General features: G+C 68.7%; 15 protein-coding genes, 2 tRNA genes and 1 pseudogene. 7 read left to right on the top strand and 11 right to left on the bottom strand.

The window, feature by feature from the left end:
- Both AC1DXV_RS20370 and AC1DXV_RS20365 read left to right on the top strand, forming a co-directional pair.
- Window positions 1–1,185 (top strand): annotated as a pseudogene (locus tag AC1DXV_RS20370) (hypothetical protein); the annotation flags it as partial.
- A 274-nt stretch (window positions 1,186–1,459) separates the two neighbouring features.
- Window positions 1,460–2,488, top strand: a complete 1,029-nt coding sequence (locus AC1DXV_RS20365; protein WP_477935228.1) for a tyrosine-type recombinase/integrase — start codon at window positions 1,460–1,462, stop codon at window positions 2,486–2,488.
- Window positions 2,489–2,592: 104 nt separating this feature from the next.
- Here the strand turns inward: AC1DXV_RS20365 and AC1DXV_RS20360 are convergent, their stop codons facing one another.
- The 7 genes from AC1DXV_RS20360 to AC1DXV_RS20330 all read right to left on the bottom strand — a co-directional run bounded on the left by AC1DXV_RS20360 (window position 2,593) and on the right by AC1DXV_RS20330 (window position 8,130).
- Window positions 2,593–3,075 (bottom strand): 2'-5' RNA ligase family protein, encoded by a 483-nt coding sequence (locus tag AC1DXV_RS20360; RefSeq protein ID WP_477870032.1) that lies wholly within the window; start codon window positions 3,073–3,075, stop codon window positions 2,593–2,595.
- A 229-nt stretch (window positions 3,076–3,304) separates the two neighbouring features.
- Window positions 3,305–3,380, bottom strand: a tRNA-His gene (locus AC1DXV_RS20355).
- 54 nt (window positions 3,381–3,434) lie between these two features.
- A complete protein-coding gene (locus AC1DXV_RS20350) occupies window positions 3,435–5,372 on the bottom strand; it encodes a peptidylprolyl isomerase (protein WP_477935226.1) in 1,938 nt (645 codons plus the stop codon).
- Between the two features lie 140 nt (window positions 5,373–5,512).
- A tRNA-Val gene (locus AC1DXV_RS20345) sits at window positions 5,513–5,588 on the bottom strand.
- An 11-nt stretch (window positions 5,589–5,599) separates the two neighbouring features.
- The gene (locus tag AC1DXV_RS20340; RefSeq protein WP_047485758.1) at window positions 5,600–5,872 is read right to left on the bottom strand and encodes an HU family DNA-binding protein; all 273 of its coding nucleotides are present in this window, start codon (window positions 5,870–5,872) and stop codon (window positions 5,600–5,602) included.
- Between the two features lie 266 nt (window positions 5,873–6,138).
- Complete coding sequence (locus AC1DXV_RS20335; protein ID WP_477935224.1) at window positions 6,139–7,248, bottom strand: tartrate dehydrogenase; 1,110 nt, start codon at window positions 7,246–7,248, stop codon at window positions 6,139–6,141.
- Window positions 7,249–7,251: 3 nt separating this feature from the next.
- Window positions 7,252–8,130 carry an alpha/beta fold hydrolase gene (locus AC1DXV_RS20330; protein ID WP_477871783.1) on the bottom strand — a complete coding sequence of 293 codons (879 nt, stop codon included), beginning with the start codon at window positions 8,128–8,130 and terminating at the stop codon, window positions 7,252–7,254.
- A gap of 75 nt (window positions 8,131–8,205) precedes the next feature.
- Between AC1DXV_RS20330 and AC1DXV_RS20325 the strand changes: the two genes are divergently transcribed.
- The gene (locus AC1DXV_RS20325; protein WP_477871781.1) at window positions 8,206–9,174 is read left to right on the top strand and encodes a LysR family transcriptional regulator; all 969 of its coding nucleotides are present in this window, start codon (window positions 8,206–8,208) and stop codon (window positions 9,172–9,174) included.
- On the opposite strand, the gene AC1DXV_RS20320 is transcribed toward AC1DXV_RS20325, so the two are convergent.
- The 4 genes from AC1DXV_RS20320 to uvrC all read right to left on the bottom strand — a co-directional run bounded on the left by AC1DXV_RS20320 (window position 9,089) and on the right by uvrC (window position 13,191).
- A complete protein-coding gene (locus tag AC1DXV_RS20320; protein ID WP_477871779.1) occupies window positions 9,089–10,039 on the bottom strand; it encodes a DMT family transporter in 951 nt (316 codons plus the stop codon). The genes AC1DXV_RS20325 and AC1DXV_RS20320 overlap by 86 nt on opposite strands.
- On the bottom strand, window positions 10,036–10,602 hold the full coding sequence (gene pgsA, locus AC1DXV_RS20315) for a CDP-diacylglycerol--glycerol-3-phosphate 3-phosphatidyltransferase (protein ID WP_169676698.1): 567 nt from the start codon (window positions 10,600–10,602) through the stop codon (window positions 10,036–10,038). The genes AC1DXV_RS20320 and pgsA overlap by 4 nt, the downstream gene beginning before the upstream one ends.
- A 23-nt stretch (window positions 10,603–10,625) precedes the next feature.
- Window positions 10,626–10,952 carry a hypothetical protein gene (locus AC1DXV_RS20310; RefSeq protein WP_477873541.1) on the bottom strand — a complete coding sequence of 109 codons (327 nt, stop codon included), beginning with the start codon at window positions 10,950–10,952 and terminating at the stop codon, window positions 10,626–10,628.
- 262 nt (window positions 10,953–11,214) lie between these two features.
- Window positions 11,215–13,191 carry an excinuclease ABC subunit UvrC gene (uvrC, locus tag AC1DXV_RS20305; RefSeq protein WP_477935221.1) on the bottom strand — a complete coding sequence of 659 codons (1,977 nt, stop codon included), beginning with the start codon at window positions 13,189–13,191 and terminating at the stop codon, window positions 11,215–11,217.
- A gap of 26 nt (window positions 13,192–13,217) precedes the next feature.
- Between uvrC and earP the strand changes: the two genes are divergently transcribed.
- From earP to mnmC2, 4 genes are all read left to right on the top strand, one after another.
- Window positions 13,218–14,261: an elongation factor P maturation arginine rhamnosyltransferase EarP gene (earP, locus tag AC1DXV_RS20300; protein ID WP_477870206.1), complete on the top strand. Its 1,044-nt coding sequence runs from the start codon at window positions 13,218–13,220 to the stop codon at window positions 14,259–14,261.
- Between the two features lie 85 nt (window positions 14,262–14,346).
- A complete protein-coding gene (efp, locus tag AC1DXV_RS20295; RefSeq protein ID WP_047510896.1) occupies window positions 14,347–14,901 on the top strand; it encodes an elongation factor P in 555 nt (184 codons plus the stop codon).
- Between the two features lie 70 nt (window positions 14,902–14,971).
- Window positions 14,972–15,919, top strand: coding sequence for a heme-dependent oxidative N-demethylase subunit alpha family protein (locus AC1DXV_RS20290; RefSeq protein WP_477870202.1), 948 nt, complete (start codon window positions 14,972–14,974; stop codon window positions 15,917–15,919).
- Window positions 15,916–16,534, top strand: a 619-nt coding sequence (gene mnmC2 / locus AC1DXV_RS20285) for a tRNA (5-methylaminomethyl-2-thiouridine)(34)-methyltransferase MnmC2 (protein ID WP_477935219.1), incomplete at its 3' end; no start/stop codon positions are given. The genes AC1DXV_RS20290 and mnmC2, both read left to right, overlap by 4 nt.

Below are 16,534 nucleotides of genomic sequence, written 5' to 3'. Positions count from 1 at the left end.
AAGGAATATCACGCGAAGCTGGACGATGGCGGCAAGCGCAGCTACCGCATCATCCGTGACCTGCTCAGCGAGAAGTTCTCGCTCGACCTGAAGGACGCGATCTTCGACCTCGAGGACGAAATGCTGGTGCCCGCCGCCGGGCACTGCGTGCGCTGCCCGAAGCGCACTGGCAATGCACCGGAGTTCGACGACATCAATGCGCCGGCCGACCGGAAGGACAAGTACGGCCGCTTCCTCGATCGCGCGCCGGTGCACGGTACAGACGTCTGTACGGATCCCGATTGCTTCGCCGAGAAGAAGAAGGCGCACCTGAAGCGCGAGGCCGCGAAGCTGCAGGAAGCCGGCAAGGTCGTCGTGCAGGGATCCAAGGCTCGCCAGGCGATCGACGCGTGCGGCAACATTAAGGGCGGCTTCATCAAGCTCGCCGACGTGCGCGACGCTCTGAAGAAGGTGGCGAAGGACGCGAAGCCGACCGTCGTCACCATCCAAGATCCGCGCAACGGCAAGACGCACCAGGTCGTGAAGATCGATGAGGTAAAGGCCGCCGGCGTGAAGGTCAAAGAGCCTTCGTCATCGCGCTCGCATGTCGAGAGCGAAGCGGATCGCAAGAAGCGCGAAGAGGCGCACGCCAAACGGATGGCCGAGGTGCAGGCCGAACTCGACGGCCGCATGTCATTGCTCACGCGCGTGCGCACCGCTGCGGCCGTCGCGTCGCGAAGCGCGTTCGACCTGCAGATGGTTGCTCAGGTGGCGTACTCGGGCGTGGCATGGGAAAACAAGGCCCTGCTGGCAGAACTGCATGGCGTCGAAGCGACCGCCCTGCAGGCGCACATTGCGACACTGCCGCTCGACGAACTGACGCTGTTCATCCTCGATTGCGCTCTGATCCAGAACGTCCGCGTCCCCCCCTATGCGCTCGATCGCAAACCGGAGCAGTTGCTTGCCGCTGCGGCGCACTATGGCGTCTCGGCCGCCGATACCGCGCAGCCAAAGCGCCGCCCACGCCCCTCCCGCAAGGACTCCGCGACGGGGACCGCCATCCCAGCCGACATCGAGCAGGCACTCGCGGCCGAGCCTGAGACACCCGCATCGCCTTCATCCGACGAATCCGACAGCGAACAACATCCGCGGAACGAGGAACAGCAATCCAAACACGGCGAGACGCCGGTGGTGGCTCCGGCATGACAGCGCCTCACGCAGATGGTTGGAACCTCGTGAAGGGTGGCGCAGCGATGCACCTTGCGGATCTCACCGACCTGGAGATTGACGAGATCTGTGCCGGGCTTCGCCAGAACGCGGCGAAGGTTCGATACTTGCGCAGCCTCGGCCTGCAGGTGGCACAGCGCCCGAATGGGCGCCCGCTCGTCAATCGCTCGCACTACAACCTCGTTCGAGGAGGCTCGGCCTCAGTGATTCAAAGCCTCGGGCGCCACACCGAGCCGGCCTGGACGGTGCGAGCATGAGCAGGAAGCGCGATAGGGTCAGCGCCAAAGGCCTGCTTCCGCGGATGGAGGCCCGCCCGTGGGCAGACGGCAAAACCTTCACGTACCGAGTGCTGAAGATCGATGGAACCTGGGAGCGCCTGGGCACGAACCGGGCGGAGGCTCTGCAGAAGGTCCTCGACATGAACGGCGCGAACACCGATCGAGGTTCCGTCGACGAGCTGTGGCGCCTGTATCAGGAGTCCCCCGACTGGCACCAGCTATCGGATGCGACTCGAACTGACTATCGACAGAGCAGTGCCCCCCTGCTCAAGGTCTTTGGTCGGATCAGCCCCGCGACCATCAAGCCGGTCCACTGCAACCGGTATCTGCGGGTGGAGCGGGTCCAGGCACCCGTCCGAGCCAATCGTGAGATGGCGCTGCTCTCGAACCTGATGAACCTTGCGATCAACCGCGGTGACATCGATGTGAACCCCTGCAAGCAGGTACGCCGGAACAAGGAGCGACCTCGRGACGTAGTGCCGGAGTCCRCGGACCTGACGCGCTTCCTGGAGTGGGCGCGGGCGCGAGGCGGCCAGTCAGCGGTATTGGCGGCGATGGCAGAGTACGCCGCACTGGCCGGCAATCGACGCATCGAGTTCAGGCAGCTGCATTGGACTGATGTCGAGCCTGAAGTGGTGCGCCTGAAACGCGCGAAGCAACGAGGACGGGTGACCATCGAGGCCGTCGGTATAAGCGAACGCCTCGCCGAACTTTTCAAGAGGCTGCGAGGCTTGGCCCTCGACGCCGATGTCGGTGCCGTCTTTCCCAATCGTGACGGTAACCCCCATACCGAGCGAGGATTCAAGTCGGCCTGGTCGCGATTGATGTCTGCGGCGCTGAAGGCCGGCGTGTTGCACACGCGCATCACCTTTCACGACCTGCGCGCCTACTACACGACGCACTACAAGCTGGAGCACGGGGTGTTGCCGGATCTGCATGCGAACCCGGCAACCACGGCGCGCGTGTACGACCGGTCGAAGGAAGTGAAGCGCGGCGCGCTCTAGCGCTCGGGCTCGCGAGGGGACAAGCGGTGACGTGATCGCGGAAGACCTGGGCGAGCAGCGCGAAAATCGCGACCTGGGCGGCACCACTGCCGCCATTCGTCCCCTCAGCCCGCGAACGTCGGCCACGCTCGCACCACCTCGTAGCCCGCGGCCTCGCGCCGCGACCAGACCAGAGACACCGCGCGCGGCGCCCAGACCATCGGATCGATCGGTACAGGCGCCTGAGCCGCGCCTGCGTGCCTGGCCAGCGTCATGTGCGGCGTCCATCGCGGGTCGATCTCCAGGCCGGCGGCGGCCACCGCAGCGCCGGTGTCGCGCCGCAGGTCGTCTAACACCGGCGAGCCTTCTGCCAGCAGCACCACGACGCCGTCGTGCCAAATCGCGCTCGACTGGATCGAGAGTTGCAGCTCGGGCACCGGCACGGCGGCCAGCGCCTCGACCAGACTCACCTCGTCGACCAGGTCGACGTCGCCGAGGAAGTGCAGCGTCAGGTGAAGGTTGTGCCGCGGCACCATGCGCGCGCCAGGCGGCCAGACCCACGTCGACCGCAGCACGTCCACCGCATCGCGCATGCGGTCGTCAGCCATGAGGCCCACGAACAGGCGACGGCTAGACATCAAATCCGGCGCCGCGCGGAAACGCGATCTCGGCGGGGGTTCATCTTCGCAAGTATGCGCCGGCAGGGAGTGCTGAAGCGCTGTCGCGCCGGGCCGCGAGTCAGCCCCCATTTCCCACCGTGGGAAATAACGAGCCTCAGCAGCGCGTGCTCGTTAGCGGGCGCTACAAAGAAAAAGCCCGCTGCAAGCGGGCTTCGTGTGGGGTGGCTGATGGGACTCGAACCCACGACAACAGGAATCACAATCCTGGACTCTACCAACTGAGCTACAGCCACCACCGGAACCGCGGATTATAGCCTCACCTGGAGGCCTTTTGATCAGTGGGCCGCTCAGTTGCCCGAGCCACTCGCTGCAGCCGCTTCAGCCGCCGCCGTGCCCGGGTGCACGTCCACCTTGTAGCGGCTCTTCAGCGCGGCGTAGTAGGCCTGCGCTTCGGCGGCCGCCCAGGCTTGCGCGTACTGCCCTTGCGAGCGCACCGTGTCGGCGGCCATCGGATCGCGGCCCAGCACCTTCGTGACCTTCACGATCACGTAGCCCTGGTCGCCCAGGTCGACGCCGTCGACGGCCGGCAGCTTCGCGGCCGGCGCCTTCAGCACCGCATCGATCAACGGCTTCGGCAGCTCGCGCGCCTGCGCGCGCGACACCACCTGCGCCGCACCGGTCAACGCCGTCTCGGGCGCCTTGCGAAGCTCGGCCAGGCGGGCCTCGCCTTCCTTGCGCGCAAGCGCTGCCGCCTGCTTCGCGACCAGCTTCTCCTTCACGCTCGCGGTGACCTCGGCCAGCGGCTTCATCGCAGCCGGGTTGTAGGTGACGACTCGCGCCGAGATCAGCTGGCTCGAACCGGCATCCACCGCCTCGGTGTTCTTCTTGTTGCGCAGCGCATCGTTGCTGAACAGCGCCTCCAGGAACTTCGGCGACGCGAGCGGGCCCTTGGCCGCCGGGCCCGCCGTGCGCGCCACGCCCTGCGCGGTCTGGATCGGCAGCTTCAGCTTGTCGGCCACCGGCTTCAGGCTGTCCGGCTGCTCGTAGACCATGTTCGTGAACTCGACCGCCGCCTCGGAATACTTCGCCTGCGCGAGCTGCTTCTTGACCTCGTCCTCGATCTCGGGACGCACCTGGTCGAAGCTCTTCGTCTCGCCGCCGCGGGCCTGCGTCACCTGGATGATGTGGTAGCCGAAATCGCTCTCGACCACATCGCTGATGCCACCCGGCTTCAGCGCGAACGCCGCATCTTCGAACGGCTTCACCATCGCGCCGCGACCGAAGAAGTCGAGGTCGCCACCGTTCAGCGCCGAGCCGGTGTCCTGCGAGTTCTTGCGGGCGACGTCGGCGAAGCTCGCCGGGTTCTTCTTCACCTCGGCCAGCAGCGCTTCGGCCTTCGCCTTCGCCTGCGCACGCTCCGCCGCCGGCGCCGACTTGTCGGCCTTGATCAGGATGTGGCTCGCGCGGCGCTCTTCGGCCACCGCATAGCGCTTTTCGTTCTGCGTGTAGTACTCGCGCAGCTTGTCTTCAGGCACCGTCAGCGTCTTCTTGATCGCCTCGACGTCGAGCACCACGTACTCGATGCTCGCCTGCTCCGGCGACATGAACTGCGCCGCGTGCGCCGGATCCTTGTAGTACGCCTGGATGTCGGCATCGCTCGGCGACACCTTCGCGAGGTAGTCCTTCGGGTCGAAGCGCTGCTGCTGGAACTCGCGCTGCTGGAACATCGCATCGATCGCGCCCGAGGCCGCCGCCGCCGGCGCGAACACCGTGCCGCCGATGCCGAACATCACCTGGCGCATCTCGAGCTGCTGGCGCATCGTCTGCTCGAAGCCCGCCACCGTCATGCCCTGGGCCGACAACGCGATCGTCAGCGCTTCCTTGTCGAAGCCGCCGCCCGCGCCACGGAACTGCGCGAACTGCGGGTCGTTCATGTAGACGTTGAGCACGCGGTCGGGCGTCGCGGTGAAGTTCGACTTCAGTGCCGCGGTCTGCAGCACGCGCTCGCGCACCAGGTTGTCCAGCGTCTGCAGGCGCACCGCCGGCGTGTCGAACATGCGGACGTCGACGTTCGGCGCCTGGCGCCGGTAGCGGTCGATCTGGTCGCGCTGCGCTGCGTCCCACTCGGCCTGCGTGATCTTGTGGCCGTCGACGACGGCGACACCCCCGCTGCCCGCCATCGAGCGGTAACCTTGGTAAGCACCCGTCAGCACGAAGGCGGGAACGATCAGCACCAGCAACAGGAACTGGAACAGGCGGTTGTGCGTGCGAACAAATTCAAACATCGATGGCCTCGAAGGGTGATCGCTGTGCAGCCGGACGGCGCTGCTTCAAATGCAACAAAGGCGAACCTGGGTTCGCCTTTGTTGGGGGTGGACGGCGCGGATTCTACTAGCTCTGCCAGCTCGTCCGCGGTGCCATCGGGTGGTGGGTGCTGAGGGGCTCGAACCCCCGACCTACGCCTTGTAAGGGCGCCGCTCTACCAACTGAGCTAAGCACCCGGATGCCATTTTCAGTTGACCGCGTCCTTCAGGGCCTTGCCCGGGCGGAACTTCGGCACCTTGGCGGCCTTGATCTTGATGGTGGCGCCGGTGCGCGGGTTGCGGCCGGCACGGGCGGCGCGCTTGCTGACGCTGAAGGTGCCGAAGCCAACGAGCGACACGCTGTTGTTTTTCTTCAGCGTGGATTTCACGCCGCCGATCAGAGCTTCGAGCGCGCGCGTCGCAGCTGCTTTGGAAATGTCGGCCTGCTTGGCGATGTGCTCAATCAGTTCGGATTTGTTCACGAAGGTACCCCCTCAAAAAAGGTGTCTCGAAAAGAATCTGGATGGGTGTGGAGCCTGGATCCGGGCCGCGCGGGACGGGACGTAACGGCTCGAACGATTACAGCCGCAGGCACCCCCACTGTCAAGCGCGGAAGCGGATTCTATGCGTAATCAGCTGCATCCGAATGCGGCATCCGCGCGCGTGCTTCCTCGCTTGACAATAGGCTGCCCGCGTCATATTCGGCGCGGGTTGCAGCGGGGTCAGGCACCCCGCGTGTCATGTGGCGTCACATGCATGCGGSGATCGCACGCCCGAGGTCGGCGGTGCGCGCCGCACCACCCAGGTCGGGGGTGCGCGGTGCACCGGACGAGGGATCGAGCACCGCCTCGACCGCGCGCAGCACCGCATCGTGGGCATCGCGGTGGCCCAGGTGGTCGAGCATCATCGCGCCCGACCAGATCTGCCCGATCGGGTTCGCGATGCCGCGCCCGGCGATGTCGGGCGCCGAGCCGTGCACCGGCTCGAACAGCGACGGATGGGTGCCGGCAGGGTTCAGGTTGGCCGACGGCGCGATGCCGATCGTGCCGGTGCAGGCCGGCCCGAGGTCCGACAGGATGTCGCCGAACAGGTTGCTCGCGACCACCACGTCGAACACCTCGGGGCGCTGCACGAAGTGCGCGGTCAGGATGTCGATGTGGAAGCGATCGACGCTGACCTCCGGATAGCCGCGGGCCATCGCCTCGACGCGCTCGTCCCAGTAGGGCATCGTGATCGAGATGCCGTTCGACTTGGTGGCCGAGGTCAGCTTGCGGCGCGGGCGCGATTGCGCCAGCTCGAACGCGAACTTCAGCACCCGGTCGACGCCGACACGCGACATCACCGTCTCCTGGATCACGATCTCGCGCTCGCTGCCCTCGTACATGCGCCCGCCGATGCTGGAGTACTCGCCCTCGGTGTTCTCGCGCACGATCATCATGTCGATCTCGCCGGGCGCACGCGGCTTGCCGTCGCGGCCCACCAGCGGCGAGCGGATGCCGGGCATCAGGCGCGCCGGGCGCAGGTTCACGAACTGGTCGAACTCGCGGCGGAACTTCAGCAGCGAACCCCACAGCGACACGTGGTCGGGGATCTTCTCGGGCCAGCCGACCGCGCCGAAGAAGATCGCGTCATGCCCGCCGATCTGCTGCTTCCAGTCGTCCGGCAGCATCTGGCCGTGGCGCTCGTACCAGTCCCAGCTCGCGAAGTCGAAGTGGTCGAACTGCAGCCCGATGCCGAAGCGGCCGGCCACCGCCTCGAGCACGCGCAGGCCCTCGGGCACGGTTTCCTTGCCGATGCCGTCGCCGGCAATGACGGCGATGCGGTGGGTCTTCTCGTGCGTCGCGTGGGGTGCGTTCATGGGTCAGTCCTCCAGGAAATCGTTGATCTCGGCGAGCAGCAGCTCGGGCAGTTCCTCGGCGATGTAGTGGCCGCAGGGCACCGCCCGGCCGCTGACCTCACGTGCCGCATCGCGCCACAGCGCGAGCACGTCGAAGCAGCGCCCGACGGCGCCGTGCTCGGCCCACAGCACGCGCAGTGGCACCTCGACGCGCCGCCCGGCCGCGCGATCGGCGCGGTCATGGTCGAGGTCGATGGTGGCCGAGGCGCGGTAGTCCTCGCAGATCGACGCCACGCTGCCCGGCAGCGCGATGCAGCGCTCGTATTCCGCGAGCGCGGCCGGATCGAAGGCCGCGAGTCCCGCATGGCGCCGTCCCATCACGCTGCGCAGGTAGTACACCGGGTCGTGGCCGATCATGCGCTCCGGCAACGGCGCCGGCTGGATCAGCGTGAACCAGTGCCAGTAGGCGCGCGCGAACGCGTCGGTCGTGCCTTCGTACATCGCAAGCGTCGGTGCGATGTCGAGCAGCAGCAGCCGCGACACCGCGCCGGGGTGATCCAGCGCCAGGCGGTGCGCCACCCGCGCGCCGCGGTCGTGCGCGCACACCGCGAAGCGCGCGTGGCCGAGTTGCGCCATCACGCCGACCGCATCGCGTGCCATCGCCCGCTTGGCGTGCATCGCATGGGCGTCATCGGGTGCGGGCCGCGACGAGTCGCCATAGCCGCGCAGGTCCATCGCCACCACGCGGAAGCGCTGCGCGAGCTGCGGCACCACGCGTTGCCACATCGCATGCGTCTGCGGATGGCCGTGCAGCAGCAGCAGCGGCGCACCCTGCCCGCCCACCCGCGCATGGATCTCGGCCCCTTCGACGGCGAAACGCCGGCTCTCGAATCCTTCGAACATGCGGCGCATTCTGGTGCGCTCGCACACGGTCGGCAAGCAATAATCCGGAAACCCATTCGTTCCCTGGAGGCATCAATGATCGAGCGCTCCGACCTCGCGCTGGTGAGCTGCGCGGCCGAGCTGGGCAGCCTGGCCGCCGCGGCGCGCCAGCTCGACCTGGCGCCGCCGGCGGTGTCGAAGCGGCTGGCGGCGCTGGAGTCGCGGCTCGGGCTGCGGTTGTTCCACCGCAGCACGCGGCGGCTGCAGCTCACGCCGCACGGCGAGGCCTTCCTCGCGCAGGCGCGGCCGCTGCTGCAGGGCTTCGAGCAGCTGCAGGCGCAACTGACCGAGCGCCACGACGAGCCGCGCGGCCTGATCCGCCTGTGCAGCTCGTTCGGCTTCGGCCATGCGTGGCTCGGGCCGCTGCTGGCGCAGTTCCATGCCGCGTACCCGCAGGTGCAGGTGCAGCTCCACCTGCGCGAGCAGCTGCCCGACCTGCGCGCCGCCGGCTTCGATGCCGCGGTGTGGCTGTGGGCGCCGCGCGATCCGAACGTCGTCACGCGCCGGCTCGCGTCGAACCGGCGCATCATCGTCGGCGCGCCGGCCTATCTCGAGCGTGCGGGTGTGCCGCAGACGCTCGACGAGCTGGCGCAGCACGCCTGCCTGGTCGTCAGCGAGAACGACGACCAGCCCGCCGCCTGGCGCCTGCAGGATCTGGCCCCGCGCGGTGCTGCCGTGACGGTGCGGGTGCACGGCCCGCTCGCGAGCAACAGCGGCGAGGTGGTGCGCGACTGGGCGCTGGCCGGCCACGGGCTGATGCTGCGCTCGCTGTGGGACGTGCACGAGCACCTGCGCAGCGGCCGGCTGCAGCAGGTGCTGCCGCGCTGGGCGATGCTCGATGCCGATGTGCACTGGGTGCTGCCGCCGCGCGCGCCGAACAGCAGCGTGCCGCGCCGCGTGCGGCTGCTTCAGCAGCAGCTCATTCAGGCCTTGGCGACGCCGCCGTGGCTGGCGCCGCCGGCGGTGCCGGCGAGCGCACCACCAGCGCCACGCCGACGGCGGTGAGCGCCATGCCGAGCACCATCGCCGGCGTGATCGACTCGCCGAACAGCGCCCAGGCCATCAGCGCGGTGGTCGGGGGCACGAGGTACAGCAGGCTCGTCACGCGCGTGGCCGCGCCGCGCTGGATCAGCAGGTACAGCAGCGAACTGCCGCCCAGCGTCAGGCCGACCACCGACCAGGCCATTGCACCGATCAGGTGCGGATGGAAGACGATCGGTTCGCGCTCGAGCAGCGCGATCGGCAGGCTGACCGCCAGCGCGGCCAGCAGCTGAACGGTGTTGGCGGTGCGCACATCACAGGGCGCGACGAAGCGCTTCTGGTAGAGGGTTCCGGACGTGATGCACAGCAGCGAGAACGCGGCGAGCGACAGGTTCCAGGCGGTCAGCTCGCCGGCCCCCAGCTTGCGCCAGACGACGAGCAGCAGGCCCGACAGGCCCAGCGCCAACCCGAGCCACTGGCGCGACGAGACACGGGCTTCGCCATCGCTCGACGCCGACGTGCTGCTGATCCACACCGCCGTCAGCACCGGCTGCAGGCCGACCAGCAGCGCGATCGTGCCGGCCCCCATGCCGGATTTCACCGCGGCCCAGACGCCGCCCAGGTAGCCGGCATGCATCAGCACGCCCGAGGCCGCGAGGTGCAGCCATTGCGCGCGGCCGCGCGGCCAGGCGGCGCGCGACAGCGCGATCCAGAGACCGAAACTCAGCACCGACAGCGCATAGCGCAGCGACAGGAACGAGATCGGCGGCGCGTAGGGCATGCCATAGCGCGCGACGATGAAACCGGTGCTCCAGATCAGCACGAACACCGGCGGCATCGCCTGCACCAGGCGGTCACGCGCGCTGGCGGTGCCGCTGGCGCTGCTCATCGAACCTTGGCTCGGATCTCCGGCAGCGCCTTCTGCAGGTAGTACACCATCGACCAGATCGTCAGCACCGCCGATGCGTAGATCAGCCAGGTGCCCCACAGCTGCGTGTCGATCAGGCCGAACAGTGTGCCGTGGTAGAGCAGGAACGGGATCGCGATCATCTGCACCGTGGTCTTGACCTTGCCGAGCATGTGCACCGCGACGCTGCGCGACGCGCCGATCTGCGCCATCCACTCGCGCAGCGCCGAGATCGCGATCTCGCGGCCGATGATCACGAGGGCCACCAGCGCATGCAGCCGGCCCAGGTGCACCAGCACCAGCAGCGCGGCGCAGACGAGGAACTTGTCGGCGACCGGATCGAGGAAGGCGCCGAACGACGAGGTCATGTTGAGCCGGCGGGCCAGGTAGCCGTCAGCCCAGTCGGTCAGCGCGACGACGATGAACAGCACCGTCGCGATCAGGTTCTGGTGCGGCTCCTTGACGTCGAGGTAGAACACCCCGACGACCAGCGGAATCGAGACGATGCGCGCCCAGGTCAGCAGTGTCGGCAGATTGAAGAACATGGGCGGCATTGTGCCCAAGTTCTTCAGGGATCCAGCGTGCGCGGCTTGAAGCGCTTGTCGTCGTCGAACAGGAAGGTCTCGACGAACTTCCACGGCTTGGGCAGCTTCGACACGTCGCCGAACGGCGCAGCGCGCTTGATCGCGTCGATCGCGATCTGCGTGGTCTCGGGCGCCTGGCCCGGGTAGCGCAGCACGTCGACGCGGCGCACGCTGCCGTCGGAGTTCAGCTCGACCTCGAGCACGGGGATCGCCAGCAGGATGTCGGGCGGCCGGCTCATGTAGGTGCCGTTCGGGTTCGACGCGACCATGCGCCGCGCGGCCTGCAGCCGCACTTCGTTCCAGTTGCGCACCGGGCCCGGCGCGGTCAGCTTGACGAAGCCGCCAGCCGACGGTGCCGGCGCGGCAGCAGCAGGGGCCGGCGCAGGTGCAGGTGCAGGTCGCGAAACCGGCGCGGGCGCAGGAGCCGGCGCGGGCGGAGGAGACCCACAGCCCGCAAGCAAGAGAGCGAAGCCGCAGGCCAGCGACAACCAAGCGGACGCCGCGGAACCGGCTTTGCCGGGCCGCTGGCGGCGCCCCCTTGAGGGGGAGGCGCCTGCGGCGCCTCGGGGGTGGTCAATGAAGCGCACGATAGATTTCCTCCGCCAGTTCTTTGGAGATTCCGTCGACGGTGACGAGATCTTCCACGCTTGCATGGCCCACGCCACGCACGCCTCCGAAGCGCTGCAAAAGTTTCGCACGTTTCTTCGGCCCCACGCCGGGTATGTCTTCCAGCCGGCTGCCGCCGGTGCGCACGCTGGCGCGGCGCGCCCGCATGCCGGTGATCGCGAAGCGGTGCGCCTCGTCGCGGATCTGCGCCACCAGCATCAGCGCCGCCGAATCCTTGCCCAGGTACACCTTCTCGCGGCCATCGGCGAACACCAGCTCCTCGAGGCCGACCTTGCGGCCCTCGCCCTTCTCGACGCCGACGATCAGCGACAGGTCCAGGCCCAGTTCCTCGAACACCTCGCGCGCCATGCTGACCTGGCCGCGCCCGCCGTCGACCAGCACCAGGTCGGGCATGCGCACGTTCGCCGCCGCGGTGCTCGTCGGTTCACTCGATTCCCGGTCGGCCAGCACAGCAGCGATCTTGCTGTAGCGTCGCGTCAGCACCTGGCGCATCGCGGCATAGTCGTCGCCGCCCGTCACGCCCTCGATGTTGTAGCGGCGGTACTGCGCGTTCTGCATCTTGTGGGCCTCGAACACCACGCACGATGCMTGCGTCGATTCGCCAGYGGTGTGGCTGATGTCGAAACACTCGATGCGGAATGTGTCGGGGTTTTCCGGCGACAGGTCCAGCGCCTCGACCAGCGCGCGCGTGCGCGCCTGCTGCGAGCCCTCTTCGGACAGCAGCCGCGCGAGCTTCAGCTGCGCGCCCTGGATGCACATGTCCAGCCAGGCCCGGCGCGCGTCGCGCGGCTGGTGCTGCGCGCTCACGCGGATGCCGCTGTGCTCGGTCAGCGCATCGATCAGCGCCTTGTCGACCGCATGGCTCAGCACCAGCAGCGGCGGCACCTCGCTGTCGAGGTAGTGCTGCGCGATGAAGGCTTCCAGCACCTGCACCTCGGGCGATGCGCGCTCGCTCTCCGCGTCGGCGCCGCCCGCGGCGCCGATCTCGGTCGCGTCCTCGACATGCGCCGGGAAATACGGCCGGTCGCCCAGGTGCCGCCCGCCGCGCACCATCGCGAGGTTGACGCAGGCGCGCCCGCCCTGCACCTTCACCGCGAGGATGTCGGCATCCTTGGTCGACACGCCGGTGTTGTCCTCGACCGACTGCTGGTGCAGCACCTTCGACAAGGCCCCGAGCTGGTTGCGGATCTCGGCCGCCTGCTCGAACTGCAGCGCCTCGGCGTGGGCCATCATCTGCGCCTGCAGGCCGTCCATCACCTCCTGCTGCTGGCCGAGCAGGAAGCGCTCGGCATTGGCCACGTCGCGCGCGTAGTCGTCGGCGGCGATGTAGTCGACGCAGGGCCCGGAACAGCGCTTGATCTGGTACAGCAGGCAGGGCCGCGTGCGGTTGTTGAAGACGGTGTCCTCGCAGGTGCGCAGGTGGAATACCTTCTGCAGCAGCTGGATCGATTCCTTCACCGCCCAGGCGCTCGGGTACGGCCCGAAGTAGCGGTGCTTGCGATCGACCGCGCCGCGGAAGTACGCCATGCGCGGGAACGCGTGCGAGACGATCTTCAGGTAGGGGTAGCTCTTGTCGTCGCGGAACAGGATGTTGTAGCGCGGGTTGAGCGTCTTGATCAGGTTGTTCTCGAGCAGCAGCGCCTCGGCTTCCGAGCGCACCACCGTCGTCTCCATCCGCACGATCTTGCTGATCATGTGGCCGATGCGCGTGCCGCCGTGGTTCTTCTGGAAGTAGCTCGAGACGCGCTTCTTCAGGTCGCGCGCCTTGCCGACGTAGAGCACGGCGTCGCTGGCGTCGAAATAGCGGTACACGCCCGGCAGCGCGGGCAGCGCCAGCACCTCGGCGAGCAGGCGCTCGCGGCCGGGGTCGGCAGGCGGCGCGGGGTCGGTGGGTTCTTCGGRCAACGACGTCGTCTCGTTCATCGGACACGATTGTGCCGCTGCCGATAATGGCGCGCATGCCGCACCTGCAATGGGATGTCTTCTGCCGCGTCGTCGACAACTTCGGCGACATCGGCGTGTGCTGGCGGCTCGCCGCCGACCTGGCCGCGCGCGGCGAGCGGGTGCGGCTGTGGGTCGACGATGCGCGCGCGCTCGCGTGGATGGCGCCGGGCGGTGCGGCCGGGGTCGAGCTGCATGCGTGGCCCGAGGCCGAGGACGACGCCCGGCCGATCGGCGACGTGGTGATCGAGGCCTTCGGGTGCGAGCTGCCGCCGGCGGTGCTGGTGCGGATTGCCGAAAGAGCGGCCGAAAGAGCGCCGGTGTGGATCAATCTCGAGTACCTGAGCGCCGAGGCCTACGTGGAGCGCAGCCACCGCCTGCGCTCGCCGCAGATGCACGGGCCGGCACGCGGCATGGGCAAGTGGTTCTTCTACCCCGGCTTCACGGCCGCCACCGGCGGGCTGCTGCGCGAGCCGGGGTTGATGGCGCAGCGCGAGGCCTTCGACCGCGCGGCGTGGCTGGCGGCGCAGCAGATCGCGCCGCGGCCCGGCGAGCAACTGGCCGCCCTGTTCTGCTACCGCGTGCCGTCGGCCGAGGCCTTGCTCGACGCCCTCGGCCCTCGGCCGACGCTGCTGCTGGTGCCCGGCACCGCGCCGCCGCTGGCCGGGCTGCCGGCGTCCATCCGGATGCAGTCCCTGCCCTACCTCGCRCAGGCCGATTTCGACCGGCTGCTGTGGGCCTGCGACCTGAATTTCGTGCGCGGCGAGGATTCGCTGGTCCGCGCGCTGTGGGCCGGCCGGCCGTTCATCTGGCAGATCTATCCGCAGGACGACGGCGTGCACGAGGCCAAGCTGCAGGCCTTCCTCGACCGCTTCGGCGCCACGCCGGACATCCGCGCCGCGTGGCGGGCCTGGAACGGCCTGCAAGACCCTGCCGGCTCCGGGCCCGATCGGGCGTCCTGGCAGGCGCAGTGCCTGAATTGGCGCCAAGCCTTGCTCGCGCAGACCGATCTCACCGGCCAGTTGCTGTCTTTCGTCGCCGAATCGCTATAAAATCGCCGGCTTTGCGCGTTCTGGGCCATTGGATATTCCGGCGCGCGCTGATCCAGCTCCGGCAACAGCTCCCACGGAAATCGTTATGAAAATCGCACAGGAAATTCGCGCAGGCAACGTGATCATGCACGACAAGAACCCGATGGTCGTGCTGAAGACCGAATACAGCCGCGGTGGCCGCAATGCCGCCACCGTGCGCATGAAGCTCAAGAGCCTCTTGAACAACTCGGGCACCGAAGTCGTGTTCAAGGCCGACGACAAGATGGACCAGATCATCCTCGACAAGAAGGAGTGCACCTACTCCTACTTCGCCGACCCGATGTACGCGTTCATGGACGCCGAATACAACCAGTTCGAGGTCGAGGCCGAGAACATGGGCGACGCGGTGCAGTACCTCGAAGACGCGATGCCCGTCGAAGTGGTGTTCTACGACGGCAAGGCGATCTCGGTCGAACTGCCGACCAGCCTGGTGCGCGAGATCACCTACACCGAGCCGGCCGTCAAGGGCGACACCTCGGGCAAGGTGCTGAAGCCGGCCAAGCTGGCCACCGGCTTCGAGGTCTCGGTCCCGCTGTTCGTCGAAACCGGCGACAAGATCGAAATCGACACCCGCACGCACGAGTACCGCAAGCGCGTCTGATCCACGCACGACGTCTCTCGCAAAGGGCACCCTCGGGTGCCCTTTTTGCTACCTGCTACCGTTCCTGACCATGGGTTCTGCCACCGGCTTCGACTTCAGCGCCGTCACCTCGCCGTTCCGGATGCAGCCCGGGCTGCGCCGGCTCGCGCCGGGCGCGCCGCAGCTGACGCCGTTGCGCCGGGGCGATGCGGCGCTGGGCGAGAAGCTGCTGGTGCTGCGCAAGTTCAGCCAGCAGGCCTTGCTGGCCGCGCCGGGCTTCGACGCCGCGCCCGCGTTGCGGGCCTTGTGCGAGCACGCGGCGGCCGAGCATCCCGCAGCCTGGCAACGCGGGGCCGATGGCCGGTGGCGAGCCCCGCTGCTGGGCTGGTCGGTGCTCGGTGACGAACTGCGGCTCGAAGCCGACCCCATGCCCGGCCTCGGCTCCTGCGTGAGCGCCCTGCCCGGCCCGTGGCGGCTGCCGGCGCTGCTGTGCCTCGCATTCGCCGAAGACTTCGCGGTCATCGATGGCGACAGCGCCCGCATCCCGTGGCTCGCGGTGTGCCTGCCGTCGAACTGGGCGCCCGAAGAGAAGGTCGGCCGGCACTTCGCCGAGGTGCACGCCCCGGTCGCCGACAACCAGCTGCTCGTCAACGCCGGCGAGCACCTCGCGCGGCTCGTCACGCAGCCCGATCGCTGGGAGCGCTTCGTCTGGACGATCACGCGGCACCCGCTGCTGCATGCCCACCCGCACCGCGTCGACCCGGCGCCGTGGTCGCCGACCGCCTCGGCCGACGAGCTCGCAGCGTGCGCCTTCTTCCGCACCGAGCACCAGACCTTCATCCCGGTGCCGGGCGTGCGCCAGGCGGTGTTCACGATCCGCGTCAGCCTCACGCCGCTCACGCAGGCGCTGGCCGACCCGGCGCAGGCCCGCCAGGTGCACGATGCGCTGTCGACGATGAGCCCTGCCGTGCTGGCCTACCGCGGCCTGACCGACGCGCGCGACCGCCTGCTGGACTGGCTCGCGCGGCGCGCCGCATGAACTCCCGCCCGATCGTGCCGGCGGAGCTCGGCTGGTCGCCCGAGGGGCTGCCGTTCTCGCCGCGCCATGGCGATGTCTACCACCCGCTCGCCGGCGCCGCGCAGCAGGCGCTGCACGTCTTCCTCGGCGGCAACCAGCTGCCGCAGCGCTGGCAGGGCCGTGCGCGCTTCGTCGTGCTGGAGACCGGGTTCGGCCTCGGCAACAACTTCCTCGCCACCTGGGATGCGTGGCGGCGCGATGCGCAGCGCTGCGACACGCTGGTCTTCATCTCGACCGAGCTGAACCCGCTGCGGCGCGAGGACCTGCAGCACATCCCGCGCGAGCCGCAATGGGCGCCGCTCGCGCCGCAGCTCGAAGCCGCCTGGCCGCCGTTGACGCCCAACCTGCACCGCCTCTCGTTCGAGGGCGGCCGCGTGCAGCTGCTGCTCGCGCTCGGCGACGCGCGCGACTGGCTGCCCGAGCTGGTGGCCGAGGTCGATGCGTTCTACCTCGACGGCTTCGCCCCCGCGCGCAACCCCGACGCCTGGGACAGCCGCCTGCTGAAGACCCTCGGCCGGCTGGCCGCCCCGGGCGCGACGGCCGCCACCTGGAGTTCCGCGCGCACTCCGCGCGCAC

Source organism: Rhizobacter sp. P3_C12 (genome assembly GCF_056402735.1).
Note: the sequence above shows the minus strand (reverse complement) of the source record. Positions and strands in the feature narration are given on the sequence as shown.

What these genes read in the sequence shown, in the direction of transcription:
- AC1DXV_RS20360 (WP_477870032.1), bottom strand. Translation starts at nt 3,075, where the DNA reads ATGGCTGACGACCGCATGCGCGATGCGGTGGACGTGCTGCGGTCGACG.
- AC1DXV_RS20350 (WP_477935226.1), bottom strand. Translation starts at nt 5,372, where the DNA reads ATGTTTGAATTTGTTCGCACGCACAACCGCCTGTTCCAGTTCCTGTTG.
- AC1DXV_RS20330 (WP_477871783.1), bottom strand. Translation starts at nt 8,130, where the DNA reads ATGTTCGAAGGATTCGAGAGCCGGCGTTTCGCCGTCGAAGGGGCCGAG.
- AC1DXV_RS20325 (WP_477871781.1), top strand. Translation starts at nt 8,206, where the DNA reads ATGATCGAGCGCTCCGACCTCGCGCTGGTGAGCTGCGCGGCCGAGCTG.
- AC1DXV_RS20320 (WP_477871779.1), bottom strand. Translation starts at nt 10,039, where the DNA reads ATGAGCAGCGCCAGCGGCACCGCCAGCGCGCGTGACCGCCTGGTGCAG.
- pgsA (WP_169676698.1), bottom strand. Translation starts at nt 10,602, where the DNA reads ATGTTCTTCAATCTGCCGACACTGCTGACCTGGGCGCGCATCGTCTCG.
- efp (WP_047510896.1), top strand. Translation starts at nt 14,347, where the DNA reads ATGAAAATCGCACAGGAAATTCGCGCAGGCAACGTGATCATGCACGAC.
- AC1DXV_RS20290 (WP_477870202.1), top strand. Translation starts at nt 14,972, where the DNA reads ATGGGTTCTGCCACCGGCTTCGACTTCAGCGCCGTCACCTCGCCGTTC.